Consider the following 25,997-nt stretch of genomic DNA (forward strand, 5'->3'; position numbering starts at 1 on the left):
GAACCGGTACCACTTGACCAGGCCAGCCAGCCGATCCAGCGCCGCATTGGCGCCGGCGCCCTTCGGCATCAGCGCTTCCACAAAGCTCGGCTGTCCCGTCCGCTTGACCGCCATCGCTACCCTCCAAGGCTTTGCCCTAGGGAATCACAATTGACGAATTACGCAACAGGCCCCTTGTGGGAGAAGGTGGCGCGAAGCGCCGGATGAGGGGTTGTTTCCGCGAATTCAGAAGTAAGAGAGTCACGCGCGGAGAGATACCCCTCACCCGTCTCGCCGCTACGCGGCGAGCCACCCTCTCCCACAAGGGGAGAGGGGAAGACAAACCTACTTCGGCAGCAGCGCCTTCAGCTTGTCCATGTCGCGCACGTTCATCTTGAAGCCGCCGGGCATCACGATGTCGCCGGGCTTCTGGTCGGGCTTGCAGGCCCCCAGCCACTTGGCTTCGAGCTGCATCGTGGTGTCGCGGCCCGCTGCGCCGGCGGCGCCGCCTTGCGCATGCGACGAGGTCTTCACCGTATAGGCCGAGTTGAAATCGCCGGTGATCTCGGCATGCGAGGTCGTGCTGATGCCGGCGACGTTGCACTCGGAATCACTGACATAGCCGGTCGCGGTCTTCTTGATGTCCTGCTTGGCGCAGATCTGCTTGGTCATCGGGGAGACGTTGTTGTTCATCTCCTTATCGACGGTCTCGTCGGTGCAGTGCTGCATGGTCATCTCCGGCATGGGCGTGCCGGTCCTGACCATCTTCATTTCCCAGAGACCGGCCTTGCGCACCGGCAGATCGTCAGCGCCGGCGCTGCCTGCCGACACCACAAGACAAAGGGCCGAGCCGAGCAAAGCGAGCTTGCGCGTCATGTGGGAAGCTCCCGACGTTCCGAAAGCGCCTCAGTACAGCGTGCGGATCGGCTGTTGGGCAGAGCCATAGGGCACCCAACGGCAGGAGAACGAGATGTAGCCGCCCTCAAAGGCCTGCACCGCGAGGAATTTCACGACCTTGCCGTAGCGCGCGCAGTGATCGACCGCGACCTGCCGCGCATCCGCCTGGGTCGCCAGCGAATAAGCGATGATGCCGCCGGTGTCGTTGCCCTTGAACGGAGGCACCGGAAGGAGATCGGCGCGTGCCGACTGGCTGGCCATCATACCCAGGGCAAGAAAGCCCGCGGCCGCAATGATTCGCATTCCCGTCACTCCAATTGGTTGGCGCCAGTTTACGGTGCCGGGAGGTCCATGAAAAGAACTGATGCCCCGCCGGCTGCGAGGTTGGGGTCAACTCTTGGCCAAGTGTTGCCGCGCTGCACTTGACCTGCCCCGGCCTTCGCGGCACCGTCCATCCTTCGCAAGACCCAGCTGTCCGGATTGCCCATGCGCGCCCTCCCCCTGAAATCGCTCCGCTTTGCCACCTTGCTTGGCCTCATGTTCGGAGCGCTGTCGCTCGGTGAGGCCAGGGCCGCCAATCCGCTGGAGCTGAACTTCTGGCTGAACGGGCCGCGCTATGACGGCGCCGTCGTCGATTGCGAGAGGGCGCTGCCGACCATCGCCACCCAGTTCTGGGAGAAGGAAAGCTCGTTCTGGAATTCCTCGTTGAAGATCACCGGCTTCGCCGCCGTTCACGAGATCGCGTTCCGGCCCTGGCAGTCCGACAACATTCCGCGCCGCTATTGCACCGGCGACGCCATGCTCAATGACGGCAAGGTGCGCAAGGTGCATTTCTCGATCATCGAGGATGGCGGCTTCTCCGGCTACGGCAATGGTGTGGAATGGTGCGTGGTCGGGCTTGACCGCAACTGGGCCTACAATCCGTCCTGCCGCGCCGCCAGGCCCTGAGCCTCGATCGAAAGGCCTGAATCGGACTGATCAGGCGCCCAGCGGGCCGGCCCGAATTTTGTTCTTGAAATGTTCTTGTTGCCTGCTAGGCTGATTGCACAGTCTAGTTGAGGGGCGTCGCCATGTTTCATTTTAGATTGCATTCGTTCACCCGTCTCGTGATCTCACTGACCCTTCCTCTGGTTCTGGCCGCCGGGCTGGTCGCGCTGCCGGGCGGCGCGAAGGCCCAGGACAAACGGCAGAACGCGCCCGGCGAATTCGATTTCTATGTGCTGTCGCTGTCATGGTCGCCCTCGTTCTGCGAGGAGGCGTCCGAGCGCAACCGCGGCGGCGGTGGTCGCTCGCAGATGCAGTGCAGCGGGCGGCCCTACGCGTTCGTGGTGCACGGGCTGTGGCCGCAATATGAGAACGGCTTCCCCGAATATTGCCAGCGGCCGTCGCCACGCCTGAACCGCAACATCGTCTCTTCGATGCTCGATTTGATGCCGGCGCCGGGGCTGATCTTCAACGAGTGGGACAAGCACGGCACCTGCTCCGGGCTCGACAGCCGCAATTATTTCGAGACGATCCGAAAGGCGCGCGCCGCGATCAAGATCCCGGCGGAATATCTCGAACTGTCGCAGGCCAAGACCGTGGCGCCGGGCGAGGTGGAGGAAGCCTTCATCAAGGCCAATGCGGGCCTGAGCAACGCGGCCATCTCGGTCACCTGCAATCGGACCCGGCTCTCCGAGGTCCGCATCTGCCTCAGCAAGGACCTGCAATTCCGGGCCTGCGAGGAGATCGAGCGCCGCGCCTGCCGCCGCGACCAGGTGACGATGCCGCCGATCAGAGGTGGCTAGTCCAAGTGTTTGTGCCCCGGACGCAGCGCCGGTTCGGCGGTGCGCTGCAGATTCGGGGCTCATGCTGCATGGGAATCCAAACCCCGGCCCCTGGCCCGCAACGCTAAGAGCGTTGCAGCGCGTCCGGCACAGGCGCGCATGCCGCTTTGCTCAAGCCGTGACGTAGCGTAGTCCTGTCTCATGAACTACCGTCACGCCTTCCACGCCGGAAACTTCGCCGATGTCATCAAGCACATCGTGCTCGCGCGCATCATTACCTACCTTCAGGACAAGCCGGGGGCATTCCGTGTCATCGACACCCATGCCGGCGCTGGCCTCTACGATCTCGAAAGCGACGAGGCGCGCCGCAGCGGCGAATGGCTGACCGGCATCGCGCGGCTGATGCAGGCGCGCCTGTCGAACGACGCCGTGGCGCTGGCCAAGCCCTATCTCGACATCGTTCGCGCCTACAATCCGAAGGGCGAGCTCAAGGCCTATCCGGGTTCGCCGCTGATCACGCGCGGCCTGCTGCGGCCGCAGGACCGCCTCGTTGCCTGCGAGCTCGAGCCGAAGGCGCGCAAGGCGCTGATCGGTGTGCTGCGCCGCGACGAACAGGCGCGCGTGGTCGATCTCGACGGCTGGGTCGCGCTGCCGGCCTTCGTGCCGCCGAAAGAACGGCGCGGGCTCGTGCTGATCGACCCGCCGTTCGAGGCGAAAGACGAGTTCGAAAAGCTCGGCGACGCCTTCGCGGCGGCTTTCACCAAATGGCCGACCGGTATCTATGTAATCTGGTATCCGGCCAAGAGCCGGCGCGCCACCGACACGCTGGTGCAATCAGTGGCGCGGCTCGCAGCCGCAGCAAAACCACCAGGAAAATGTCTGCGTCTCGAATTCAGTGTCGCGCCGCAGCTTGATGGCGCCGCCCTCACCTCCGCCGGATTGTTGATCGTCAATCCGCCGTACACGCTGCATGGCGAGCTCAAGACGATCCTGCCCGAGCTGGAGATACCGCTCGGACAGGGCGGAGCTGCCAGATTCCGATTAGAGGTGCCGAGACCGTAACACACCGGCATTCTTGGGAAAAAGATGCAGGAGCGGTAGTCAATCTGCAGAGAACCGTATTATGCTGTTTCCGTGACTGGCTTTACGTTCCGCTTCCGCGAATGGTTGCGGCGGAGTGAAGGCCTAAGAAAGATCCGATCGGACCGAAAGAAAGGTCCGCCCAAGGATGGCCAGCTCCCGGGCTTCGTAAGGCCCGGTCATGTCGTGACGTGAGTCTGCGTCGCGACGGAGGAGCAATGAGGGGGAGTTTCCCGATGGCCATGACGGGAACGGTCAAGTTTTTTAACGGCGAGCGCGGCTACGGTTTCATCAAGCCCGACGACGGCGGGCGCGACGTCTTCGTGCACATTACTGCTGTGGAGCGGGCGGGACTGAAAGATCTCGCCGAAGGACAGCGCATTACTTTTGAAGTCGAGCCGGACAAGAAGGGGAAGGGACCAAAGGCAGTCAATTTGGTCATCGTCTCCTAGAGCGTTTTCGAGCGAACACCTGGCGAAAAAAATCCCGGCCGCGAGCGGCCGGGAGGCTGTTGTCCGGTATTTTCTTCTTCAACTATCAGAAGTGATAGTTCACGCCTGCGCGCACAACGCTGGCGCTATAGCCGTTTGACACGCCGGTAATTGCGAACTGGCTCGTCGACAGATCGATGTAGAGATATTCGAGCTTGGCGCTCCAGTTCGGCGCGAAGCCGACTTCCGCGCCGGCACCGATGGTCCAGCCTGCGGTGGTGTGCGACTCCGTCCAGCCGAATGTCTGCGCGCGCAGTTCGCCGAAGGCGAGGCCGGCGGTGCCGTAGAACAGCACGTTGCTGAAGGCATAGCCCGCACGGCCGCGCAGCGTGCCGAACCAGGGGTTGGAGAACTTCCACGGCGCGAAGGTGTCATCAGCGCCCGCGGCCTGGATATCGCCCTCGACGCCGAACACCCATGGACCATTCTGAAAATTGTAGCCGGCCTGCACACCGCCGACGAAACCGGAGGGCTTGACGGGCGAATTACTCACCGAGCCCCACTCATAGCCGAGATTGGCACCGAGATACGGACCGGCCCAGCTATAGGCATTGAGCGGCTGATTGACGGTGTAGGGCGCACCCTGCCCGTAATTGAGATCGGCGGCCTCTGCCGAAGCTGTCCAGCCGGCTGCAACCAACACGGCTGCGCCTACAACGAACCCCCTCATCGGTACTCTCCAACGCAACGGCCGCCCCCCGCGATGCCTGCGCCGCCGCGCAAGGCAAAATCGCATGGTTACGGAACCTCCTCTTTTTCGCGTAAGATTTATCGAGAGTTTTAAGTTAAAGGCCTGTTAAGCCGGGTTACCGCGCTCTTAACAGGCTTAAGCAAGTGTTACCCGGAACCGCGCCGCCATCCTGTGTGTGCCGCAAGGCTGGAACTTCAAATCGGCACCCCCAGCGCTTAAATTCGCATCATGGCTCACGATTCCACCGACAATCCGGACGACGCACGCGCGCACAAATCTCCGCGCGGCACGACCGCCGACGCCCCGCCGGAGAGCCTGGCGCCGCCGGACCTCGATCCCGCCACCACCGCTGGCGAGGACGAGGACGATGCGCTGCTGCCTGACATCCTGGAGGAGAGCGGCGCGGTCGGCGAAGAGCCGCTGGCGACCGGCCATGAGGCGATCGAGCGCGCGGTCCGCCTGGCGCCCACCTCGCCGGGCGTCTATCGCATGCTCAGCGCCAATGCCGACGTGCTCTATGTCGGCAAGGCCAAGAACGTCAAAAAGCGCCTGTCGAACTATGCGCGCCAGAGCGCGCCGCAACCGGCGCGCATCCTGCGCATGATCGCAGCCACGGTGACCGTGGAGATCGTCTCGACCAACACCGAGACCGAAGCGCTGCTGCTGGAAGCCAATCTCATCAAGCAGCTCCGGCCGCGCTTCAACGTGCAGCTGCGCGACGACAAGTCGTTTCCCTACATCCTGATCACCGGCGACCATTGGGCGCCGCAGATCCTCAAGCATCGTGGTGCGCAGTCGCGGCCCGGGCGCTATTTCGGCCCGTTCGCTTCCGCCGGCGCGGTCAACCGCACCATCACCGCCTTGCAGCGCGCGTTCCTGATCCGCTCCTGCACCGATTCCTTCTTCGAGAGCCGCTCGCGGCCCTGCCTGCTCTACCAGATCCGCCGCTGTGCCGGCCCCTGTACGCGCGAGATCGACTTCCCCGGCTATACCACGCTGGTGCGCGAGGCGACCGACTTCCTCTCCGGCAAGAGCCAGGCGGTGAAGCAGGAGCTCGCAGGCGAGATGGAGAAGGCCTCCGGCGAACTCGAATTCGAGAGCGCGGCGCTCTACCGCGACCGCCTCGCCGCGTTGTCGGCGATCCAGTCGCAGCAGGGCATCAATCCACGTACGGTGGAAGAAGCCGACGTGTTCGCCATCCACCAGGAGGGCGGGTTCTCCTGCGTCGAAGTGTTCTTCTTCCGCACCGGACAGAACTGGGGCAATCGCGCCTATTTCCCGCGCGCGGAGAAGACCTATACGCCGGAGGAAGTGCTGGGGTCCTTCCTTGCCCAGTTCTACGACGACAAGCCGCCGCCGAAGAACATCCTGCTCTCGCACGAGATCGAGGAGAGCGAGTTGCTCGCCAATGCGCTGTCGATCAAGGCCGGCCACAAGATCGAGCTCACGGCGCCCAAGCGCGGCGAGAAGAAGGAGCTGGTCGCCCACGCGCTGACCAATGCGCGCGAGGCGTTGGGCCGCAAGCTCGCGGACACCGCGACACAGAGCCGCCTGCTCGACGCCATGGCCACGACGCTGAGCCTGCCGCATTCGCCCAAGCGCATCGAGGTCTACGACAACAGCCACATCCAGGGCACCAATGCGGTCGGCGCCATGATCGTCGCCGGGCCCGATGGTTTCGTGAAGAACCAGTACCGCAAGTTCAACATCAAGTCGGAAGGGCTCACGCCGGGCGACGATTACGGCATGATGAAGGAGGTGCTGGAGCGCCGCTTCAAGCGCCTGATCAATCCGCCCGAGGACGCCGCCGGCAAGGCCAAGGACGACGACTTCCCGCAATGGCCCGACCTCGTGATCATCGACGGCGGTCGCGGCCAGCTCAACGCCGTCCGGGAGATCTTTACGAATCTCGGCCTGACCCAGGTGTCGCTGATGTCGGTCGCCAAGGGACCGGACCGGGATGYCGGCCGCGAAACCCTGTTCATGCCGGAGCGCGAGGCGATCAAGCTGGAGCCGCGCGATCCCGTGCTTTACTTCATCCAGCGCTTGCGCGACGAGGCCCACCGCTTCGTCATCGGCTCGCACCGCAAGCTGCGCAAGAAGGACATCCGCGAGGCCGGTTTGCAGGAGATTCCGGGCATCGGCCCGTCACGCAAACGTGCCTTGCTGCACCATTTCGGAACCCTGAAGGAGATCGAGCGGGCCTCGATCGCCGATCTCGGCAAGGTTCCGGGGGTGAGCGCCGAGAGCGCCCGCAGGATTTTCGACTATTTCCATCCCCAGCCGGGGTGAACTAAGGGGGCCGCGGTCATATGGTCGTCGCATGCTGCACCTCATTTGGGGAGCGGGACGGTTGACCTTCAGGCACGAGCGGTATTGGTAGGACGGATGAACATCGCCACGACACGAGGGACGACCAGCCGCGCGATGTCCCTCCCGAACATCCTGACCTATGGCCGGATCGCCGCGATCCCGGTCGTGGTCGGGTGCATTTATGCGCAGTCGATTCTGGATCAGCCGCTGTGGCTGCGGTGGGTCGCGGTCGCCATCTTCATCGCGGCAGCAGTGACCGATTACCTCGACGGCTATTACGCGCGGATCTGGAATCAGCAATCGGCGTTCGGCCGGATGCTCGATCCGATCGCCGACAAGCTGCTGGTGGCCTCCTGCCTGCTGATGCTGGCCGCCGACGGCATCATCCATGGCTGGTCGCTGTGGGCCGCCATCGTGATCCTGTGCCGCGAGATCCTGGTCTCGGGCCTGCGCGAATATCTCGCGGCGTTGCGGGTGAGCGTTCCCGTGACAAAGCTTGCGAAGTGGAAGACGACCGTTCAGCTCATCGCCATCGGCTTCCTGCTCGCTGGCCCGGCCGGCGATGAGGTGGTGCCCGTGGTCTCGATGATCGGGCTGGCGCTGCTCTGGGCCTCGGCGATCCTCACCATTTACACCGGCTACGACTATTTCCGCGCCGGCATCCATCACCTCATCAAGGAGGATGAGGCATGAAGGTGAAGTACTTCGCCTGGGTGCGCGAGCGCGTCGGCAAGGCCGAGGAGACCATCGAGCCGCCGGCGACCGTGCGCACCGTCGAGGAGCTGATCGCCTGGCTGTCCGGCCAGAGCGAGGCCTATGCCTACGCCTTCGAGAAGCCGAAGGTGATCCGCACCGCGATCGATCATGCCCACGTCAAATCGGACGCCGTGATCGCGGGCGCCCGCGAGATCGCGTTTTTCCCGCCGATGACCGGCGGCTAGGCCATGACCTCCCCCGTAAGCACCGCCCCCGCCAGCCCCTGCCCCGTCACCATCCGAATCCAGCAGGATGATTTCGACATCGCGCGCGAGATCGCGATCCTGACCGGGAGCCGCACCGACATCGGCGCGGTCGTAAGCTTTTCCGGCATCTGCCGCGGCGACGAGAACAGCGCGAAGATCGCCGCCCTCACGCTCGAACATTATCCCGGCATGGCGGAAGAAGAGATCAAGCGCCATGCCGACGAAGCTACATCGCGCTGGCCGCTGAACGGCGTCACCATCATTCATCGCGTCGGGCGGTTCATGCCCGGGCAGAATATCGTGCTGGTGCTCACGGCGTCGCAGCACCGCCAGGCGGCGTTCCAGGCGGCCGAGTTCCTGATGGATTATCTCAAGACCAGCGCGCCGTTCTGGAAGAAGGAAGAGAGCGCCACCGGTACCGGCTGGGTCGAAGCCCACGCCCGTGACGACGAGGCCGCCGCACGCTGGACCCGATCCTGATGGCAAAAGCATCCAAGAAGACCACGCGCGGCCGCGCCGCGCCAAAGCTCGCGAAGATCGGCCGCGGCGAGTTGCTCACGCTGATCGATTTCGTGCGCTACGCCGTGAGCCGCTTCACCGAGGCGAAGCTCGCCTTTGCCCATGGCACGACCGATCCGGTCGCTGAAGCAGCCTTCCTGGTCTGCGAAGCCCTGCATCTGCATCCCGACCAGTTCGAGATCTTTGCCCATGCCTGCGTCACGTCGGCGGAAGGCAAGACCATCGTCGACCTCATCCATCAGCGCGTCACCACGCGCAAACCGACCGCCTATCTCGTCAACAAGATCTACATGCGCGGCCTGCCCTTCTATGTCGACGAGCGCGTCATCGTTCCGCGCTCCTTCATCGGCGAGCTGCTGGAGTCGCATTTCGGCGGCGACGGCGAGGCGGGCTCGCTGATCGACGACCCCACGGCCGTCGAACGCGTGCTCGATCTCTGCACGGGCTCTGGATGTCTCGCCATCCTCGCCGCGCATCATTTCCCGAATGCCACCGTTGATGCCGTCGACATCTCCAAGGGCGCGCTCGAAGTCGCCACACGAAATGTCGGCGAATTCGGGCTCGATGACCGGATCAGCCTGCATCGCGGCGACCTGTTCGCCCCGCTCGGCGACAACAGATACGACCTGATCATCACCAACCCGCCCTACGTCGATGCGGAAGGCATGGCCGCGCTGCCGCCGGAATGCCGGGCCGAACCAAAGCTCGCCTTTGACGGCGGCCCCGACGGTCTCGACGTCGTGCGCCGGATCCTGCGCGATGCGCCCGATCACCTGACGCCGGATGGCGGCTTGATCTGCGAGATCGGCCGCGGCCGCGAACTGGTTGACGAGGCCTTTCCGGAACTGCCGCTGCTCTGGCTCGACACCGAGGAGTCCGAGGGCGAGGTGTTCTGGATCGCGGCCGCCGATCTCGGCTGATCCGTCCCGGCAGCCGCACTCCGCGCGGAACAAGTCAAATTCCGCCACGTTCATCCCCCGACGAATTTTTCGTTCTCGGAGGATGTCCGCATGCTCGCGCCATCGGGCGAATTGCTGCGCGCCGGCATGGCGCTCAAGATCAATCATCTCAAGCGCGCCGCGCGATCGTACTTGCGCGACCGCACCAATCAGGCCACGGGCCGCGCGACGTCCTATGCGGTCGCGGCAGGACTGTTCGCAATGGCCGGGCTGTTCCTGATCGCCACCCTCTTTGTCGGCCTGATCGCCCTTTATCGTTGGGTCGCAATCACCCAGGGACAATTCTGGGGCTTTGGTGCCGTCGCGGCCGTGCTCCTGGTGCTGGCCGTATCCTGCGCCGGCGTGGCTCTGGCCCAAATAAAGCGTCGGGACAAGCCGATCGTGCCGCTTGCCAGCCGTATGCGCGTTGCGATCGCCACCCCGCGGATCCCGCGCGGAACGGTCAAGCAGGCGGTGAAAGAGGTCGCAACGACGATTCCGCTGGTGTCGCCCGCACCGGGCGAACGTGGCCGTGGCGGCAACGCCGTGTCAGCTCGGACCAACCGGCCCGTGCAGCTAGGTCTGATGCTCGCAGCCGTCGGGCTGTTGGGCTTCACGGCCGCTCGGCGGCGGCGGCACGGCCGCGGATTGGACGCTTGAAATGCGCGCGCGGCACACCGAGCACCTCGACAGTTGGTTGCTGGTGGCCGCCACGGCCGTCTTCGTGCTGTCTGCGGAACGCTACTTTCAGAAGTTCGGCCCCATCCGATCGGGGCCTCCGCAAGACCGTCGCAATAACGAAGCAAATTCGCCGGAAACGAGCCCGGCCGGCGCAGCGATGCAGCCCGGCCACGGCCGGCGCGCGAAAAGCCCCTTCGCGATCCCGTGGGCGGGCTGGAAAGACATCTTCTGGCGCACCTATCAGCGCATCGACGACGATCGCCTGCTCGCGACCGCGGGCGGCGTCGTCTTCTTGGGGCTGCTCGCGATCTTCCCCGCCGTGACCGCGCTGGTCTCGTCCTACGGCCTGTTCGCCGATCCCTCGACGATCAGTTCCAACCTGCATTCGCTCGCGATGATGCTGCCCGAGGGCGCGTTCCAGATCGTCGAGGACCAGGTCGCGCGCGTGGTGTCCAACGGCAATACCGCCCTGGGTGTCACCTTCCTGTTTGGCCTCTTGCTCGCGATCTGGAGCGCCAATGCGGGCGTCAAAGCCATCTTCGATGCCCTCAACGTCGCCTATGAGGAGCGCGAAAAGCGCAGCTTCGTCCGGCTGAACACCGTATCGTTGGCTTTCACGGTCGGCGGCATCGCGGCACTGCTGCTGATGGTGGGCACCGTGGTCGCCTTCCCGCTCGCGCTCAACCATCTCGGCATTGCGCCCGAAAGCAGGCTGATCGTCGCTCTCGCGCGATGGCCGGTGCTGTTCGTCATCCTGCTGGCCGCGCTTGCCGTCCTCTATCGCTTCGCGCCGAGCCGCGACGCGCCGCGCTGGCAATGGCTGAGCCTCGGCGCAGTGACGGCCGCCATCCTCTGGATCGCCGGCTCGGCGCTCCTGTCCTGGTATCTCTCGGAATTCGCCAATTACAACGCGACCTACGGCTCGCTCGGCGCGGCGATCGGCTTGATGATGTGGATGTGGATGTCGGCGATCGTCATCATGTTCGGGGCCGAGCTGAACTCGGAGATCGAACGGCAGACCCTTCGGGATACGACCACCGGGCCGCCCAAGCCGCTCGGCACCCGGCAGGCCGTCTCGGCCGACACGGTCGGCGCCGCCGCGCCATCCTGATTGCCGGCGGCCAGGCCGGGGCTCGGCCTGACCGGATCACGACAGCAATTCAGCGCTTGCTGATCACAACCTCCAGATACTCGCTATGCACCACCACCGTACCGTCGTCGGCACGGTTGAATTCGCCGAGCAGCGCCATGAGATCGCGCCGCAGCGCGGCCTGGCCGGTCTCCTCCAGCGCTACGAACGCTTTCAGCATCGGCCCGTAATAGGATTTGAAAACCTCGAGCCAGTGCTCCGGCGAGCGATAGCGGAAGGCGAACATGCGCGGCTCGGCGGCGATCTCGGAGGCTTGGCTGCCGAACATCTCCTCAAGCCGTGCCGGCGTGCCCCACAAGGCCGGCGACYTCACGCCCGCTGGCGGCGGCAAATGCCTGCCGATGGTCTTGAAGAGCTGACCGATGAAGCCCTGGGGCGTCCAGTTGGCGAGGCCGATTTTGCCACCGGACTTGCAGACCCGCGCGAGCTCGGACGCCGCCTTGTCCTGATCCGGCGTGAACATGACGCCGAAGGTCGAGAGCACGACGTCGTAGCTGGCATCCGCAAACGGCAGCGCTTCGGCATCCGCTTCACGGAATTCGACCATCAGATGCTCCGCCGCGGCCCGTTCGCGTCCCCGCTTGAGCAATGCTGGAACATAATCGGTCGATGTGACGTCGCACCAGCGCCGCGCGGCGGCCAGCGTCGCATTGCCGTTGCCGGCGGCGACATCAAGCACCTTGCTGCCGGCGCGCAAGTCGAGCGCCTCGCAGAGCTGCTCGCCGACGATCTGCAAGGTGGTGCCGACAATGGCATAGTCGCCGGATGACCAGGCGCTGTGCTGGCGCTGCTTGACGGCGGCGAGATCTGGTTGGGCGAGGGCCGGCTTGAGCGCGGCGGATGTCGACATGGCAATTCTCCTGCGGTTGAAGACGCCGGGACGATAGGGCGCATGCGGCTCGCTGGCCTTGAGAGTGGCGTTATTTTACGCTGAGAACACCTTGATTTCCCCGCGCGAGCCGAGGGCGGCGTGACATTTCATTTCGAGGACTTCGTGCTCGACCCCGCGCGCCGCGAATTGCGGCGGGCGGAGACGCTCGTCGCGCTCGAGCCCCAGGTGTTCGATCTCCTGCTTTACCTGGTCCGCAACCGCGAGCGCGTGGTGACGCGGGACAATCTGCTCGACGCGATCTGGAACGGCCGCGTCGTCTCGGAATCGACGCTGACCAGCCGGATCAACGCGGCGCGGCGCGCGGTCAATGACAATGGCGAAGATCAGCGGCTGATCCGCACAGTCGCGCGCAAGGGCGTGCGGTTCGTCGGCGAAGTGACCGAACGCTCCGTAGCAGGCTCATCGTCGGCGCCGGGCAAGCCGCCCGACGCAATACCGACGGAATTGCCACTGCCCGATCGTCCCGCAATTGCCGTCCTGCCCTTCACCAACATGAGCGGCGAGGCCGAGCAGGATTATTTCTCCGACGGCATCAGCGAGGACATCATCACCGCGCTGTCGAAGCTGCGCTGGTTCTTCGTGATCGCGCGCAACTCCTCCTTCATCTACAAGGGCCGCACGGTTCACCTGCGGCAGGTCGCCGAGGAGCTCGGCGTGCGCTATGTCGTCGAGGGCAGCGTCCGCAAGGAGGGCGATCGCGTCCGCATCACCGCGCAGCTCAACGATGTCGCCACCGGCAGCCATCTCTGGGCCGAACGCTACGACCGCGAGCTCGCCGACGTCTTCGCCGTACAGGACGAGATCACCGAACGCATCGTCGCAGCGATCGAGCCGCAGCTCTATGCCGCGGAGAATTTTCGCGCCGAGCGCAAGCCGCCCGACAGCCTGGACGCCTGGGACCTTCTGATGCGCGCCCTCTCCCATTACTGGCGCGTGACGCGGCAGGACCACGTCGCGGCGCGAGCCCTGCTCGAAAAGGCCATCGCGCTCGACCCGAACTACGGCAAGGCACTCGGGCTGCTCGGCACCAGCTACATGTTCACGGCGCATATGGGCTGGATGGAGATGGCCGCGGCGCTGCCGGTGGCCGAGCGCGCGGCACGGGCCGCGATCCGCGCCGACGACCAGGATGCCTGGGCGCATAATGCGCTCGGCCATGTCGATCTGTTCGCACGCCGGTTCGAGGATTCACTTGCCGAATTCGAGACCGCGCTGCGGCTCAATCCGAACTTTGCGCTGGCGCAGGGCTATTATGGCCTGACGCTTAGCTATTGCGGCCGCTGGCGGGATGCCGACGAGGCCGCGCGGCGGGCGATCCGCCTCAGCCCGCGCGACCCCTATGCACCCGTCTATTTCGGCATCGCCGCCTTTGCCCGTTTCCTCGGCAGGGACTATGCGGAGGCGATCCGGCTCGCACAGGAGGCCCTGCGCCAGCGCAGTGACTTCGTCGGCGGGCACCGGGTGCTGACTGCGGCCGCGGCGATGGCCGGGCAAACCGAGACCGCCCGCGCGGCGCTGAAGGAACTCCAGCGTGCCCAGCCCAACGTCTCGCTCGCCTGGATCGCCGAGTTCATGCCGATCAAGCTCGCCGCCGACCGCGAGCACTACCTCGAAGGCTTTCGCCGGGCCGGCCTGACCTAGACTGCCCGAGCATGATCTCCGCGCAAACGCGTTCCGCGTTTGTCGCGAGGGAAAACCGCTACACACTTTTCCGGATCATGCTCCGGCGCCGCGAACAGGCCGCTATCCCCTCGAATCAACAATGATGTTAAGGTCGCCTTGCTTGGGGGAGCATGAGGCGTGACGGGTTCGCACACTGACCCGTGTTTTCCCGGATGAGGCAGTCAGCTCTTTGAGGCGTAACGCGCGGCATGATTCGCATTTCGACGATCTTCATCGCCATCTGCATGGTTCTGGTCGCGGCCTCGCTCGGGCTTGTCCTCTACTCGGTCGCCGGCATCAGCGGAACCGAATCCGCCATCGTGGCGCTGACCGCGCTGACCTTCCTGATCCTCTACAACGCGGTCTCGATGCGGCTGCGCGACCGCAGTGACGTCGGCGGCCAGATCGCCGACCTCTCGCGCGGCACCGCCGACCTCGCCCGCCAGGTCGCCGAGTTCGGCCGCCGGCTCGCGGCGATGGAGGGGCGCATCGCCTCGGCCAATTCGACCAACTCCGACCGCATCCAGTCAGTGGTCGGCGAGATCAACGAGCTCGGTGGGCTGGTCAGGCAGCTCGCCACCACCGTGTCAGCCCATGAAGACCTCTTGGCCGGGGCCGCGCCGACCCCCGCCCCCGCTCCGGTCGCCCGGCCAGAGCCGGAGGCGCCGCTCGACCTGATTGCGGCCTTCGAGGAGCGGCCGGCCGCCCCTCCGCCGCTGCCCGCACCGCCGCCGCGGCCAACGCCGGCGATCCAGACCCACACCGCCGTTCCGGTTCAGACGGCCAATGGCCGCAACCCGACCCAGTTACTGGCGACACTGCGCAACGCCATCGACGAGAACCGCATCGACATCTTCCTCCAGCCGATGGTGACGCTGCCGCAGCGCAAGGTGCGGTTCTACGAAGCCGTGACGCGCCTGCGCGACGAGCGCGACCAGCTGATCGCCGCCGAGGAATTCATCAGCATCGCCGAAGCCTCGGGTCTGATCGGACGCATCGACAACATGGTGATGCTGCGCTGTGTGCAGGTGCTGCGGCGCCTGATGGTGCGCAACAAGGATGTCGGCGTGTTCTGCAACGTCGCGGCCTCCACGCTCGGCAATTCCACCACCTTCGCGCAGTGCCTCGACTTCCTCGAAGCCAACCGGGCGCTGGCGCCCTCGCTGGTGCTGGAGTTCAAGCAGTCGACCTTCCGCAATCTCGGCCCGGCCGAGACCGAGAACCTCGCGGCGCTCGCCCAGCGCGGTTTCCGCTTCTCGATCGACCATGTCACTGACCTCAGGATCGAGCCGCGCGAGCTCGCCGATCGCGGCGTGCGCTTCATCAAGGTGCCGGCGTCCCTCCTGCTCGACCCCAGGCAGGCCTCGACCTCGGACATCCACCCTTCCGACCTCTCCGACCTGCTCGGCCGCTTCGGCATCGACCTGATCGCCGAACGGATCGAGGGCGAGCGCGCAGTGGTCGATTTGCTCGACTTTGACGTGCGGTTCGGTCAGGGGTTCCTTTTCGCGCCGCCCCGGCCATTGCGGCCTGAGGGGGCATCTGCTACCGGCGGGGCCTCGCCGAACCCGGCGCAGGAAATTCAGGGATCCAATGGCTCCGCTTCTCCCAGCCCAGGCGCGACGTCTTCAGCGCCTCCAGCCCAACGTATCATCGGCAACGCGGCGCTCGCGCGGCGGATCTGATCGGCCGCACGCATCATGACCACGCTGCATTTCGCCGAAAGCCTGCGCGAGCTCGTGGGCGGCGTTGACGTTGTGCTCAGCGACATCTGGGGCGTGGTTCACAATGGCCTGGAATCGTTCCCCGAAGCCTGCGAGGCGCTGCATACCTATCGCAGCCGCGGCGGTACGGTGATCCTGATCACCAATGCCCCGCGCCCGGCCGACTCCGTCCAACGGCAATTGCGCAAGCTCGGCGTCGCGGACGAGACCTATGACGCGATCGTCTCGTCGGGCGACCTGACGCGGCTCTATGTCGCCGAGCATCCCGGCCGCAAGATGTTCTGGCTCGGACCCGAGCGCGACAACTCGATCTATCGCGGCCTCGATGCGACGACCGCGCCGCTGGAAGAAGCCGACTACATCGTCTGCACCGGCCTCTATGACGACGAGACCGAGACGGCGGAAGACTATCGCGGCATGATGCTGAAGGCGCGCGAGCGCAAGCTGACGCTGGTCTGCGCCAACCCCGATATCGTGGTGGAGCGCGGCGATCGGCTGATCTATTGCGCCGGCGCGATCGCGGAACTCTATCGCGAACTCGGCGGCGAGGTGATCTTCTACGGCAAGCCGCATCGCCCGATCTACGAGCGCGCGATGATGCTCGCCGGCGAACGCCAGGGTCACATGATCGACCGGAAAAAGGTGCTTGCGATCGGCGATTCCGTCCGCACCGACCTCACCGGCGCGCGCGAATTCGGCATCGACTGCCTGTTCGTCACCCGCGGCATCCATGCCGAGGAGTTCGAGGGCCTCGACCAGCTCGACCCGAAATCGGTGATGGAGTTGTTCGGCCACCCGCCGAAGGCGCTGATGCGCGAATTGAAGTGGTGATGGTGGAGCCCACGCAGGTGCTGCGGGCTTAGACCAATTGCTTAGACCCAAATGCCGTCATGGCCGGGCTTAGCCGTCCGAAGGACGGCGTCGCTTCCGCTCGCCTACGCCCCGGCCATCCACGGCTTCATTTGCAGGATCCAAGAACGTGGATGCCCGAGACAAGCCCGGGCATGACGATCTCTATAGAGAGCTGCTATGCGGTCAGGCGGCGCTTACGCGCTCGCCATGTCCGGGAAGACCGCTTCGATCTTGGTCTTCAGCGTCGCCGCGTTGAACGGCTTGACGATGTAGTTGTTCACGCCGGCCTTCTTGGCCGCGATCACGTTCTCGGTCTTCGATTCCGCGGTGATCATGATGAAAGGCGTGGTGGCGAGGTTCGGATCGGCGCGCACTTCGCGCAGCAGGTCGTAACCCGTCATCGGCTCCATGTTCCAATCGGAAATCACGAGCCCGTACTTCTTGCCACGCATCTTGTTCAGCGCCGCCGAACCGTCGCTTGCATCATCGATATTCTCGAAGCCAAGCTGCTTCAGGAGATTCCTGATGATACGGATCATGGTGCTGTAGTCATCAACCACCAGAACCGACATCGACAAATCAACCGCCATCTCGACTCCCCCAACGCAAACCCAGGAAATATTACGATCGGACCCACCGGAGCCGGAGCCCCGCTGTTCCACATTTCAAGGACTAGCACCAAGGCGTTAAACAGCGCGTTAACTGGGGGCGCCTCCGAAGGACTGAAATCACGTTCATGCGGCCGCTCCCCCTGCCGCTTGACTTCGTCCGGCCGGTCAAGCCACGGTCCGCAGGTCCTGCCGCTTCGAGAATTCCCCTGATGGTCCCGCATTTTACCGTTATCCGCGACACAACGCCGGATTCCGCGATTTTGAGGGGCGCCGTGGTCGCCATGGGCAATTTCGACGGCGTTCATCTTGGTCATCGCGCGGTGATCGCAGCCGCCCTGGAAATGGGCCGGGCGCATGGCCGCCCTGCGCTGGCATTGACCTTCGAGCCGCATCCACGCCGGTTTTTCAGCCCGAACACCCCGCAATTCCGCCTGACGGACGAGCCGGCCAAGTTGCGGCTTTTAGCCGGCACCGGGCTCGCCGGCGCCGTGGTCATGACCTTCGACAAGGCCAGGGCCGGGACCAGCGCGCAAGACTTCATTCACCATGACCTGATCGGACGCCTCGGCGTCAGCGGCATCGCGGTCGGCTACGACTTCCATTTCGGCAAGGGTCGCGTCGGCTCGCCGAGCCTCCTGGTCAACGAGGCGCCTCGACTCGGCATCGAGGTTGACGTGCAGGCCCATGTCGACATCGACGAGCGGCCGGTTTCCTCCAGCGCCATCCGGATCGCGCTCGCCGAGGGCCTCATCGACGAGGCCACCACCATGCTGGGCGCGCCCTGGTTCATCACCGGCGAGGTGATCCACGGCGAGAAGCGCGGCCGCGACCTCGGCTATCCCACCGCCAACATCCGCCTCGATGCCAATTGCGGCCTCAAGCACGGCATCTATGCGGTGCGGGTCGGCCGCGGCGCCGAGCGGCTGGACGGGGTGGCAAGCTTCGGCCGCCGTCCGACCTTTGATAATGGCGCGCCGCTGCTGGAAATCTTCCTGTTCGACTTCAAGGGCGACCTCTACGGACAAGCGCTCGACTGCGCCTTCGTCGGCTTCATCCGCGAGGAGCTGAAATTCGACAGCCTGGAGGCCCTGATCCGCCAGATGGACGACGATTCCGCCCGCGCCCGCGCCGTACTGGCCGCCGCCCCGGACGCGTTTCCGCGGCTTGGCGTGATCGATTGAGGCCCAAATCCGGTCCGCCGTACCTTTTGCGCTTCTACCTTTTGCGCTTCCCTTGGCCCCCTGCTATGGAGAGCCCATGTTTGCGCGGTGCATCATAGGGATTAGCGGCCCGGCTTCCGCCTGAGCCTGAAGGCTCGGCGCAAGACCGGGATTTCGTCGTTTCACCCCGCGATTCCAGTCGCTATCCGTTTCCGCGCCCTTCCGAGCCAGTCAGCCCCATGTCCGAAAAGCCGCAAAAGTCCGACGCCAAAGACTATTCCAAGACCCTTTATTTGCCGCAGACGGATTTCCCGATGCGCGCCGGCCTGCCACAGCGCGAGCCGGAACTGCTGAAGTATTGGAACGACATCGGCCTCTACGACAAGCTGCGCCGGGAAGCCCAGGGCCGCGCCAAATTCGTGCTGCATGACGGCCCGCCCTACGCCAACGGCAACATCCATATCGGGCACGCGCTGAACAAGATCCTCAAGGACGTCGTGACCAAGAGCCAGCAGATGCTCGGCTTCGACTCCAATTACGTGCCGGGCTGGGACTGCCACGGCCTGCCGATCGAATGGAAGATCGAGGAGGAGAACTACCGCAAGAAGGGCAAGCAGAAGCCCGATTTCCGCGACTCCGCCGCGATGGTGGCGTTCCGCAAGGAATGCCGCGCCTATGCGACGCACTGGATCAACGTGCAGCGCGAGGAGTTCAAGCGGCTCGGCATCATCGGCGACTGGGATCATCCCTATCAGACGATGAGCTATCCGGCCGAAGCGCAGATCGCCCGCGAGCTGATGAAGTTCGCGGCCAACGGCACGCTGTATCGCGGCTCCAAGCCGGTGATGTGGAGCGTGGTCGAGAAGACCGCGCTTGCGGAAGCCGAGGTCGAGTACGAGGACTACACCTCCGACATGGTGTGGGTGAAGTTTCCCGTCACGTCACCGGCGCATGGCGCACTTGCCAGTGCTTCCGTCGTGATCTGGACCACCACGCCTTGGACGCTGCCCGGCAACCGCGCGATCTCGTTCTCGCCGAAGATCGCCTACGGCCTTTATAAGGTGACGGATGCGCCCGCCGACAACTGGGCCAAGACCGGCGATCTCCTGATCCTGGCCGATGCGCTCGCCGCAGAAGTGTTCAAGCAGGCGCGCGTCACGTCTTACGAGAAGGTGCGCGACATTCCCGGCGACACGCTGGACGCCGTGGAATGCGCCCATCCCCTGCGCGGGTTCGACGGCGGTTACGAGTTCATCGTGCCGTTGCTCGCCGGCGAGCATGTCACCGACGACACCGGTACCGGCTTCGTGCACACCGCGCCGAGCCACGGCCGCGAGGACTTCGACGTCTGGACGGCCAACACCCGCGAGCTCGATGCGCGCGGCATCCCGACCGCGATCCCCTACACCGTCGACGAGAACGGCGCCTACACCGCGCAGGCCCCCGGCTTCACCGGCAAGCGCGTGCTCAACGACAAGGGCGAGAAGGGCGATGCCAACGAGGCCGTGATCAAGGCGCTGATCGAGGGCGGCAAGCTGCTCGCGCGCGGCCGCCTCAAGCATCAATATCCGCACTCCTGGCGCTCGAAGAAGCCGGTGATCTTCCGCAACACGCCGCAATGGTTCATCGCGATGGACAAGGACATCAGCGATGACGGCCATGCGAAGAAGGGCGACACGCTGCGCGCCCGCGCGCTGCACGCGATCTCGGTCACGCAATGGGTGCCGCCGTCGGGCGAGAACCGCATCAACGGCATGATCGCCAACCGTCCGGACTGGGTGATCTCGCGCCAGCGCGCCTGGGGCGTGCCGATCGCCGTGTTCGTGCGCGAGAAGAGCGACGGCTCGGCCGAGATCCTGCAGGACGAGATCGTCAACCAGCGTATCGCCGAAGCCTTCATGGAGGAAGGCGCCGACGCCTGGTACATGGACGGCGCCCGCGAGCGCTTCCTCGGGTCCCGCGCGAGCGAGGACTGGAAGAAGGTCGACGATATCTGCGACGTCTGGTTCGATTCAGGCTCCACGCACGCCTTCGTGCTCGAGGACCGGCAGAACTTCCCGCAGCTCGGCAACATCGTCCGCAAGATCGACGGCGGCAACGATACCGTGATGTATCTCGAAGGCAGCGACCAGCATCGCGGCTGGTTTCATTCCTCGCTGCTGGAAAGCGCAGGCACGCGGGGCCGCGCGCCCTACGACGTCGTGCTGACCCACGGCTTCACGCTCGACGAGAACGGCCGCAAGATGTCGAAGTCGCTCGGCAACACCGTCGAGCCGCAGAAGGTGATCAAGGATTCGGGCGCGGACATCCTGCGCCTGTGGGTCTGCGCCACCGACTATGCCGACGACCAGCGCATCGGCCCGGAGATCCTGAAGAACACCATCGAGACCTATCGCAAGCTGCGCAACTCGATCCGCTGGATGCTCGGTACGCTGCATCACTTCAAGGCGAGCGAGAAGGTCGCCTATGCCGAGATGCCCGAGCTCGAGCGGCTGATGCTGCACGAATTGGCCGGCCATGCCGAGACCGTTCGCAAGGCCTATGCGGCCTTCGACTACAAGACCGTCGTCGCGAGCCTCGCGGCCTTCATGAACTCCGAGCTGTCGGCGTTCTACTTCGATATCCGCAAGGACACGCTCTATTGCGACCCGCCGTCCTCGGCGGCGCGCAAGGCCGCGCTCACCACGATCGACCTGGTGTGCGATGCGCTCCTGAAATGGCTTGCGCCGATCCTGAGCTTCACGACCGAGGAAGCCTGGCGCATGTTCCGGCCGAACGCGGAGCCTTCCGTCCATCTGACCCTGTTTCCCGAAGGCATCGAGACGCTCCGCGACGACAAGCTCGCCGCGAAATGGGAGACGATCCGCAACGTCCGCCGCGTCGTCACCGGCGCGCTGGAGCTTGAGCGCGCCGCCAAGAACATCGGCTCGTCGCTCGAGGCCTCACCGGTGATCTATGTCGCCGACCGCGACATGCTGGCGACGCTGTTCGACACCGATCTCGCCGAGGTCTGCATCACCTCGAACTACGAGGTGCGTGAGGGCGAAGCACCGGCGGGCGCGTTCCGTCTCGATGCGGTGCCCGGCGTCGCGGTCGTCGTCGAGAAGGCGGTCGGCACCAAATGCGCCCGCTCCTGGAAGATCTCGCCGACGGTCGGTGAAGACCCTGAATACCCCGACGTCACCCCGCGCGACGCCCAGGCGCTGCGCGAATGGAAGGCGCTGGGGGTGGGGGTCTAATCCCCGGCCATGACCCCGCTTCGCGCCGGCATCCTCGCGGCCGTGGTCACGCTGGTGGCCGACCAGGCCTCAAAGCTGTGGCTCCTGAACGTGTTCGACCTTGCCCGCCGTGGCGTGGTGAAGGTGATGCCGTTCTTCGACCTGGTGCTGGCCTGGAACATCGGGATCAGCTTCGGCTGGCTCCAGAACGACGGCCAGTCGGCGCAGATCGCGCTGATGGCGGTCAAGGTCGTCGCCGTGGTCGCCCTGGCGATCTGGATGGCCCGCTCGCACACCCTGCTCGCCACGGTCGCACTCGGGCTGATCATCGGCGGCGCGATCGGCAACGGCATCGACCGCTTCGCCTACGGCGCGGTGGTCGATTTCGCCCTGTTCCACATCGAGATCGCCGGAAATACCTATAATTGGTATGTGTTTAACCTCGCGGACGTGGCCATCGTTGTCGGGGTGGCGGCGCTATTGTATGATTCCTTCCTGGGGGTACCCGCCGCAAAAGCGCCCTGATCCCGGCCGATACGGACCGGCAGGTGGAACCCTGCTTTTTGCGAGGATTGGCCGCGTGCGAGCGGCAAAGTGCAGCAATCTGCCACAATATGGAACAGGTACAGTGATGCGCAGCTCCGAGACCAGCGGTTCGATGGTTCGAGACCCCAAAGCAGGGTTCTGGCGGGCGTTGAAATTGTCCGCTGTCATGCTCGGCATCGGCCTCGTCATGTCGGCAGGCCCGGTCCGTGCCGGTGACGACGACGATGATGATGACGGGATGACCTTCGAAGAGAAGATCATCGACAATCTGATGTCCGGCATCGGTGCCAAGAGCATGGAAAAGCCCGGCATCGAATACCGCGAGCGCTCGCCGCTCGTCGTGCCGCCCAAGCTCGACCTGCCGCCTCCGGCAACCCAGGCCAAGAATGCTCCGAACTGGCCGAAGGACCCCGAAGAGAAGCGCCGCAAGGAAGCCATCGCAGCGCGCAAGAAGGCGACCAAGGCGACGGAGAACTGGCAGGCGGCCCAACCGCTGACGCCCGCCGAGATGAAGGCCGGCGAGGTCGCCGCAGCCCCCCGCACCAGCAACGATCCGATCCAGCCGGGCACCAACGGCAACCCGTCGCTCAGTCCCGCCGAACTCGGCTACGCCGGCGGTCTGTGGAACATGATGAAGGGCGGCAACAGCTCCGAAGAGAAGAAATTCACCAGCGAGCCGCCGCGCTCGTCGCTGGTCGAGCCGCCGCCGGGCTACCAGACGCCGTCCCCGAACTACGCCTATGGCGCCGGGCCGGACAAGTCGCGCCGGACCTATTTCGACATCATGTCGGGCAAGGAAAAGGAATAATAGCGCTCCTGCCCCACCGCGACATCCTGACAGGCGCATCCTGGCACCGGCGGCTTACGCACGCCGGACGCAGTCTGCATATTGCTTATCAGTAACTTGCCACCGCGTTGAGTTCTCTGCTTCGTGACGCGAAGCCTCAGCCGCACGGTGTAGCATGCCGTGCCTCCGAGCCGGACATCCGGGTTCGGCCTTTTCATAAGGATTATGATGTCCTCTTACCGATCGGCCGCCTGCCTCCTTGCCGCGCTGCTTTCGACGAGTGTCCTCTCAACCGGCGCCGCCCTCGCCCAGACCACGGTGACATCGGCTCCGCCCGCCAGCTTCACGCTCGGCAACGGCATGCAGGTCGTGGTGATCCCGGACCACCGCACGCCCGTGGTCACGGAGATGATCTGGTACAAGGTCGGCTCGGCCGACGAGACGCCGGGCAAGTCCGGGCTCGCGCACTTCCTCGAACATCTGATGTTCAAGGGCACCTCGAAGCATCCGGTCGGCGAATTCTCCCAGACCGTGCTCCGCGTCGGCGGCAACGAGAACGCCTCGACCTCGGTCGACTACACCAACTACTACCAGCGCGTGCCGAAAGAGCAGCTGCCGACCATGATGGAGTTCGAGGCCGATCGCATGACCGGCCTGATCCTCAAGGACGAGAACGTGCTGCCCGAGCGCGACGTCGTGCTCGAAGAGTACAACATGCGGGTCGCCAACAATCCGGACGCGCGGCTCAACGAGCAGATCATGGCCGCGCTCTATCTCAATCATCCCTACGGCCGGCCGGTGATCGGCTGGCACCAGGAGATCGAGAAGCTCGACCGCGAGGATGCGCTCGCCTTCTACCGCCGCTTCTACGCGCCGAACAATGCGATCCTCGTGATCGCCGGCGACGTGGAAGCCGCCGACATCCGCCCGCTGGTCGAGCGGAATTTCGGCTCCATTCCGGCCCAGCCCGCGATCCCCGAGCGCCGCATCCGTCCGCAGGAGCCGGAGCCGGCGGCGCCGCGCACGGTCACGCTGGCCGACCCGCGCGTCGAGCAGCCGAGCCTGCGCCGCTACTATCTCGTACCGTCGGCGACGACCGCCGCCGCCGGTGAAAGCGCCGCCCTCGACGTGCTGGCGCAGCTGATGGGCAGCGGCAGCAATTCCTATCTCTACCGCGCGCTCGTGGTCGACAAGCCGCTCGCGGTGTCCGCCAGCGCCAGCTATTCGAGCATCTCGCTCGACCCGACCCAGTTCGCGATCTCGGCCTCGCCGAAACCGGGCGTCAGCTTTGCCGATGTCGAGCAAGTGGTCGACGGCGTCATCGCCGACATCGCACAGAACCCGATCCGCGCCGAGGACCTCGAACGGGTCAAGACCCAGCTCATTGCGGAAGCGATCTACGCCCAGGACAACCAGGCGGTGCTGGCGCGCTGGTATGGCGGCGCACTGACCACGGGCCTTTCGATCGAGGACATCAGGAGCTGGCCCGACCGCATTCGCGCGGTCACCGCCGAGCAGGTTCGCACCGTCGCGCAGAAATGGCTCGAGAAGAAGCGCTCGGTGACGGGCTATCTGATCAAGGACACCAGTGCCGCCAAGCGCGAGGAGAAGCGTTCGTGACCTATCCCTTCCTTCGACGCGTTGCATTCTCGCTTGCCACCGGTGCGGCGCTCGCGCTGGCTACGGTGTCGCCGTCACAGGCGGCTGCAAAGATCCAGCACCTGACTTCGCCGGGCGGCATCGAAGCCTGGTTCGTACAGGATGCGACCGTGCCGCTGATCGCCATGGAATATTCCTTTGCCGGCGGCTCGGCGCAGGATCCCAAGGACAAGTCCGGCGTCGCCAATCTGGTCGGCGATCTCCTCGACGAAGGCTCCGGCGATCTCGACTCCAAGACCTTCCATGAGCGGCTCGACCGCCGCGCCATCGAGCTCTCCTTCAGCGCGACCCGCGATACGTTCCGCGGCAGCCTGCGGATGCTGCGCGACAACAAGGACGAGGCCTTCGACCTGCTCAGGAGCGCGCTGACCTCGCCGCATTTCGACACCGCCGACGTCGAGCGCATCCGCTCACAGGTGAGCTCGGGCCTGCGCCGCGAAACCACCAATCCGTCGTCGCTGGCGAGCCGTAAATTCCTGGAGGTCGCGTTCGGCGACCATCCCTATGGCCGGCAGACCAATGGCACGCTGGACAGCGTGCCGACCATCACGGTCGCCGACATGAAGGATTATGTCGGCCGCGTGATTGCGAAGGACGGGCTGAAGATCGCGGTGGTCGGTGACGTCGATCCGGCCACCCTCGGCAAGCTGCTCGACCACACTTTTGGTAGCCTGCCCGCAAAAGCCAATCTCACGCCGGTCGCTGACGTCGAGGCGGCAAAACCGCCGCAGCGCGCCTTCGTGCCGCTCGACGTGCCGCAGACCGTGATCACCTTCGGCGGCCCCGGCGTGAAGCGCAACGATCCGAACTTCATGGCCGCCTACGTCGTCAACCACATCCTGGGCGGCGGCGGATTGTCCTCCCGGCTCTATCGCGAGGTGCGCGAGAAGCGCGGGCTGGCTTATTCCGTGTTCGAATCGCTGCTCTGGATGGAGCATTCAGCGGTCTTCATCGGCAACACCGGCACCCGCGCCGACCGGGCCGGCGACACCATCGACGCCATCGACAAGGAAGTCCGCCGCATCRCCGAGGAGGGCCCGACGCAGAAGGAGCTCGACGAAGCCAAGTCTTACCTCAAGGGCTCGCAGATGCTGGCGCTGGATACCTCCTCGAAGCTCGCGCAGGCGCTGCTGCAATACCAGCAGGACAAGCTGCCGATCGACTATATCGAGAAGCGCAACGCCATCGTCGATGCGGTGACACTGGACGACGCCAAGGCCGCCGCCAAGCGCCTCTGGGGCCAGGGCCTCCTGACCGTCGTCGTCGGCCGCGCCCCACAGGCGGCCGCGCAACCGGCCGCGGCACCCGCGACGAAGTCGAACTGACGTCCCCTGACATTTCCTGAAATGGCCGAGCTCGCCCGGCCATTTGCGTTTCCAGGATGCGCCATTGCCGAACGTGGACGTCCGCGATATGTCC

The 25,997-nt window shown here is 65.0% G+C and carries 25 protein-coding genes; 20 read left to right on the top strand and 5 right to left on the bottom strand.

Annotated elements, in window-relative coordinates; translation table 11 throughout:
* Window positions 1–324: 324 nt before the first annotated feature.
* Entirely contained in the window at window positions 325–855 is a 531-nt protein-coding gene (locus AC1DW2_RS20280; RefSeq protein ID WP_477007037.1) for a DUF3617 domain-containing protein, read from the bottom strand.
* Window positions 856–885: 30 nt separating this feature from the next.
* Complete coding sequence (locus AC1DW2_RS20285) at window positions 886–1,179, bottom strand: hypothetical protein (RefSeq protein ID WP_477007038.1); 294 nt, start codon at window positions 1,177–1,179, stop codon at window positions 886–888.
* Between the two features lie 183 nt (window positions 1,180–1,362).
* On the opposite strand from AC1DW2_RS20285, the gene AC1DW2_RS20290 reads away from it, so the two are divergent.
* The 4 genes from AC1DW2_RS20290 to AC1DW2_RS20305 all read left to right on the top strand — a co-directional run bounded on the left by AC1DW2_RS20290 (window position 1,363) and on the right by AC1DW2_RS20305 (window position 4,174).
* Window positions 1,363–1,824, top strand: a complete 462-nt coding sequence (locus tag AC1DW2_RS20290) for a hypothetical protein (RefSeq protein WP_063985577.1) — start codon at window positions 1,363–1,365, stop codon at window positions 1,822–1,824.
* A gap of 122 nt (window positions 1,825–1,946) precedes the next feature.
* The gene (locus AC1DW2_RS20295; protein ID WP_028152821.1) at window positions 1,947–2,663 is read left to right on the top strand and encodes a ribonuclease T2 family protein; all 717 of its coding nucleotides are present in this window, start codon (window positions 1,947–1,949) and stop codon (window positions 2,661–2,663) included.
* A 180-nt stretch (window positions 2,664–2,843) separates the two neighbouring features.
* Window positions 2,844–3,704 (top strand): 23S rRNA (adenine(2030)-N(6))-methyltransferase RlmJ, encoded by an 861-nt coding sequence (locus tag AC1DW2_RS20300; RefSeq protein WP_063985579.1) that lies wholly within the window; start codon window positions 2,844–2,846, stop codon window positions 3,702–3,704.
* Between the two features lie 254 nt (window positions 3,705–3,958).
* Window positions 3,959–4,174, top strand: a complete 216-nt coding sequence (locus AC1DW2_RS20305) for a cold-shock protein (RefSeq protein ID WP_063986700.1) — start codon at window positions 3,959–3,961, stop codon at window positions 4,172–4,174.
* An 85-nt stretch (window positions 4,175–4,259) separates the two neighbouring features.
* On the opposite strand, the gene AC1DW2_RS20310 is transcribed toward AC1DW2_RS20305, so the two are convergent.
* Window positions 4,260–4,883, bottom strand: a complete 624-nt coding sequence (locus tag AC1DW2_RS20310; protein ID WP_014491976.1) for an outer membrane protein — start codon at window positions 4,881–4,883, stop codon at window positions 4,260–4,262.
* Between the two features lie 249 nt (window positions 4,884–5,132).
* Between AC1DW2_RS20310 and uvrC the strand changes: the two genes are divergently transcribed.
* The 7 genes from uvrC (at window position 5,133) to AC1DW2_RS20345 (ending at window position 11,428) form a co-directional block, all read left to right on the top strand.
* Window positions 5,133–7,196, top strand: a complete 2,064-nt coding sequence (uvrC, locus tag AC1DW2_RS20315) for an excinuclease ABC subunit UvrC (RefSeq protein WP_477007039.1) — start codon at window positions 5,133–5,135, stop codon at window positions 7,194–7,196.
* A 96-nt stretch (window positions 7,197–7,292) separates the two neighbouring features.
* On the top strand, window positions 7,293–7,910 hold the full coding sequence (gene pgsA, locus AC1DW2_RS20320) for a CDP-diacylglycerol--glycerol-3-phosphate 3-phosphatidyltransferase (RefSeq protein ID WP_014491974.1): 618 nt from the start codon (window positions 7,293–7,295) through the stop codon (window positions 7,908–7,910).
* Window positions 7,907–8,158 carry a molybdopterin converting factor subunit 1 gene (gene moaD / locus AC1DW2_RS20325; RefSeq protein ID WP_014491973.1) on the top strand — a complete coding sequence of 84 codons (252 nt, stop codon included), beginning with the start codon at window positions 7,907–7,909 and terminating at the stop codon, window positions 8,156–8,158. Before pgsA ends, moaD begins: the two co-directional genes overlap by 4 nt.
* Window positions 8,159–8,161: 3 nt before the next feature.
* A complete protein-coding gene (locus AC1DW2_RS20330; protein ID WP_208084516.1) occupies window positions 8,162–8,659 on the top strand; it encodes a molybdenum cofactor biosynthesis protein MoaE in 498 nt (165 codons plus the stop codon).
* On the top strand, window positions 8,659–9,618 hold the full coding sequence (gene prmB, locus AC1DW2_RS20335) for a 50S ribosomal protein L3 N(5)-glutamine methyltransferase (protein ID WP_477007040.1): 960 nt from the start codon (window positions 8,659–8,661) through the stop codon (window positions 9,616–9,618). The genes AC1DW2_RS20330 and prmB overlap by 1 nt, the downstream gene beginning before the upstream one ends.
* A 90-nt stretch (window positions 9,619–9,708) precedes the next feature.
* Window positions 9,709–10,296 (top strand): phage holin family protein, encoded by a 588-nt coding sequence (locus AC1DW2_RS20340; RefSeq protein WP_477007041.1) that lies wholly within the window; start codon window positions 9,709–9,711, stop codon window positions 10,294–10,296.
* A 1-nt stretch (window position 10,297) separates the two neighbouring features.
* On the top strand, window positions 10,298–11,428 hold the full coding sequence (locus AC1DW2_RS20345) for a YihY/virulence factor BrkB family protein (RefSeq protein ID WP_477007042.1): 1,131 nt from the start codon (window positions 10,298–10,300) through the stop codon (window positions 11,426–11,428).
* 49 nt (window positions 11,429–11,477) lie between these two features.
* Here AC1DW2_RS20345 and AC1DW2_RS20350 read toward each other — a convergent pair whose 3' ends face one another.
* Window positions 11,478–12,317, bottom strand: coding sequence for a class I SAM-dependent methyltransferase (locus AC1DW2_RS20350; RefSeq protein ID WP_477007043.1), 840 nt, complete (start codon window positions 12,315–12,317; stop codon window positions 11,478–11,480).
* A 120-nt stretch (window positions 12,318–12,437) separates the two neighbouring features.
* On the opposite strand from AC1DW2_RS20350, the gene AC1DW2_RS20355 reads away from it, so the two are divergent.
* The 3 genes from AC1DW2_RS20355 to AC1DW2_RS20365 all read left to right on the top strand — a co-directional run bounded on the left by AC1DW2_RS20355 (window position 12,438) and on the right by AC1DW2_RS20365 (window position 16,576).
* Window positions 12,438–14,000, top strand: a complete 1,563-nt coding sequence (locus AC1DW2_RS20355) for a winged helix-turn-helix domain-containing tetratricopeptide repeat protein (RefSeq protein ID WP_085403346.1) — start codon at window positions 12,438–12,440, stop codon at window positions 13,998–14,000.
* A gap of 230 nt (window positions 14,001–14,230) precedes the next feature.
* On the top strand, window positions 14,231–15,706 hold the full coding sequence (locus AC1DW2_RS20360) for an EAL domain-containing protein (protein WP_477007044.1): 1,476 nt from the start codon (window positions 14,231–14,233) through the stop codon (window positions 15,704–15,706).
* Window positions 15,707–15,721: 15 nt separating this feature from the next.
* Window positions 15,722–16,576: a TIGR01459 family HAD-type hydrolase gene (locus AC1DW2_RS20365; protein ID WP_014491965.1), complete on the top strand. Its 855-nt coding sequence runs from the start codon at window positions 15,722–15,724 to the stop codon at window positions 16,574–16,576.
* 215 nt (window positions 16,577–16,791) lie between these two features.
* Here the strand turns inward: AC1DW2_RS20365 and AC1DW2_RS20370 are convergent, their stop codons facing one another.
* On the bottom strand, window positions 16,792–17,187 hold the full coding sequence (locus AC1DW2_RS20370; RefSeq protein WP_007596883.1) for a response regulator: 396 nt from the start codon (window positions 17,185–17,187) through the stop codon (window positions 16,792–16,794).
* A gap of 230 nt (window positions 17,188–17,417) precedes the next feature.
* Here AC1DW2_RS20370 and AC1DW2_RS20375 point away from each other — a divergent pair, with 230 nt between their 5' ends.
* From AC1DW2_RS20375 to AC1DW2_RS20400, 6 genes are all read left to right on the top strand, one after another.
* Entirely contained in the window at window positions 17,418–18,389 is a 972-nt protein-coding gene (locus AC1DW2_RS20375; RefSeq protein ID WP_259256169.1) for a bifunctional riboflavin kinase/FAD synthetase, read from the top strand.
* Between the two features lie 218 nt (window positions 18,390–18,607).
* Window positions 18,608–21,607 (top strand): isoleucine--tRNA ligase, encoded by a 3,000-nt coding sequence (gene ileS, locus AC1DW2_RS20380; RefSeq protein WP_477007045.1) that lies wholly within the window; start codon window positions 18,608–18,610, stop codon window positions 21,605–21,607.
* Window positions 21,608–21,616: 9 nt separating this feature from the next.
* Window positions 21,617–22,111, top strand: a complete 495-nt coding sequence (gene lspA / locus AC1DW2_RS20385) for a signal peptidase II (protein ID WP_071909533.1) — start codon at window positions 21,617–21,619, stop codon at window positions 22,109–22,111.
* 106 nt (window positions 22,112–22,217) lie between these two features.
* Window positions 22,218–22,940 (top strand): hypothetical protein, encoded by a 723-nt coding sequence (locus AC1DW2_RS20390; protein WP_477007114.1) that lies wholly within the window; start codon window positions 22,218–22,220, stop codon window positions 22,938–22,940.
* A gap of 204 nt (window positions 22,941–23,144) precedes the next feature.
* Entirely contained in the window at window positions 23,145–24,539 is a 1,395-nt protein-coding gene (locus AC1DW2_RS20395; RefSeq protein WP_477007046.1) for a M16 family metallopeptidase, read from the top strand.
* Window positions 24,536–25,903, top strand: a complete 1,368-nt coding sequence (locus AC1DW2_RS20400; protein ID WP_477007047.1) for a M16 family metallopeptidase — start codon at window positions 24,536–24,538, stop codon at window positions 25,901–25,903. The genes AC1DW2_RS20395 and AC1DW2_RS20400 overlap by 4 nt, the downstream gene beginning before the upstream one ends.
* The last annotated feature ends 94 nt before the right edge of the window (window positions 25,904–25,997 follow it).

The sequence above is a fragment of the Bradyrhizobium sp. P3_C3 genome, assembly GCF_056402655.1.

What these genes read in the sequence shown, in the direction of transcription:
- AC1DW2_RS20395 (WP_477007046.1), top strand. Translation starts at nt 23,145, where the DNA reads ATGATGTCCTCTTACCGATCGGCCGCCTGCCTCCTTGCCGCGCTGCTT.
- AC1DW2_RS20290 (WP_063985577.1), top strand. Translation starts at nt 1,363, where the DNA reads ATGCGCGCCCTCCCCCTGAAATCGCTCCGCTTTGCCACCTTGCTTGGC.
- moaD (WP_014491973.1), top strand. Translation starts at nt 7,907, where the DNA reads ATGAAGGTGAAGTACTTCGCCTGGGTGCGCGAGCGCGTCGGCAAGGCC.
- AC1DW2_RS20360 (WP_477007044.1), top strand. Translation starts at nt 14,231, where the DNA reads ATGATTCGCATTTCGACGATCTTCATCGCCATCTGCATGGTTCTGGTC.
- AC1DW2_RS20295 (WP_028152821.1), top strand. Translation starts at nt 1,947, where the DNA reads ATGTTTCATTTTAGATTGCATTCGTTCACCCGTCTCGTGATCTCACTG.
- AC1DW2_RS20285 (WP_477007038.1), bottom strand. Translation starts at nt 1,179, where the DNA reads ATGCGAATCATTGCGGCCGCGGGCTTTCTTGCCCTGGGTATGATGGCC.
- pgsA (WP_014491974.1), top strand. Translation starts at nt 7,293, where the DNA reads ATGAACATCGCCACGACACGAGGGACGACCAGCCGCGCGATGTCCCTC.
- AC1DW2_RS20330 (WP_208084516.1), top strand. Translation starts at nt 8,162, where the DNA reads ATGACCTCCCCCGTAAGCACCGCCCCCGCCAGCCCCTGCCCCGTCACC.
- lspA (WP_071909533.1), top strand. Translation starts at nt 21,617, where the DNA reads ATGACCCCGCTTCGCGCCGGCATCCTCGCGGCCGTGGTCACGCTGGTG.
- prmB (WP_477007040.1), top strand. Translation starts at nt 8,659, where the DNA reads ATGGCAAAAGCATCCAAGAAGACCACGCGCGGCCGCGCCGCGCCAAAG.
- AC1DW2_RS20310 (WP_014491976.1), bottom strand. Translation starts at nt 4,883, where the DNA reads ATGAGGGGGTTCGTTGTAGGCGCAGCCGTGTTGGTTGCAGCCGGCTGG.
- AC1DW2_RS20300 (WP_063985579.1), top strand. Translation starts at nt 2,844, where the DNA reads ATGAACTACCGTCACGCCTTCCACGCCGGAAACTTCGCCGATGTCATC.
- AC1DW2_RS20375 (WP_259256169.1), top strand. Translation starts at nt 17,418, where the DNA reads ATGGTCCCGCATTTTACCGTTATCCGCGACACAACGCCGGATTCCGCG.
- AC1DW2_RS20345 (WP_477007042.1), top strand. Translation starts at nt 10,298, where the DNA reads ATGCGCGCGCGGCACACCGAGCACCTCGACAGTTGGTTGCTGGTGGCC.
- ileS (WP_477007045.1), top strand. Translation starts at nt 18,608, where the DNA reads ATGTCCGAAAAGCCGCAAAAGTCCGACGCCAAAGACTATTCCAAGACC.
- AC1DW2_RS20305 (WP_063986700.1), top strand. Translation starts at nt 3,959, where the DNA reads ATGGCCATGACGGGAACGGTCAAGTTTTTTAACGGCGAGCGCGGCTAC.
- AC1DW2_RS20390 (WP_477007114.1), top strand. Translation starts at nt 22,218, where the DNA reads ATGCGCAGCTCCGAGACCAGCGGTTCGATGGTTCGAGACCCCAAAGCA.
- AC1DW2_RS20370 (WP_007596883.1), bottom strand. Translation starts at nt 17,187, where the DNA reads ATGGCGGTTGATTTGTCGATGTCGGTTCTGGTGGTTGATGACTACAGC.
- AC1DW2_RS20280 (WP_477007037.1), bottom strand. Translation starts at nt 855, where the DNA reads ATGACGCGCAAGCTCGCTTTGCTCGGCTCGGCCCTTTGTCTTGTGGTG.
- AC1DW2_RS20365 (WP_014491965.1), top strand. Translation starts at nt 15,722, where the DNA reads ATGACCACGCTGCATTTCGCCGAAAGCCTGCGCGAGCTCGTGGGCGGC.
- AC1DW2_RS20340 (WP_477007041.1), top strand. Translation starts at nt 9,709, where the DNA reads ATGCTCGCGCCATCGGGCGAATTGCTGCGCGCCGGCATGGCGCTCAAG.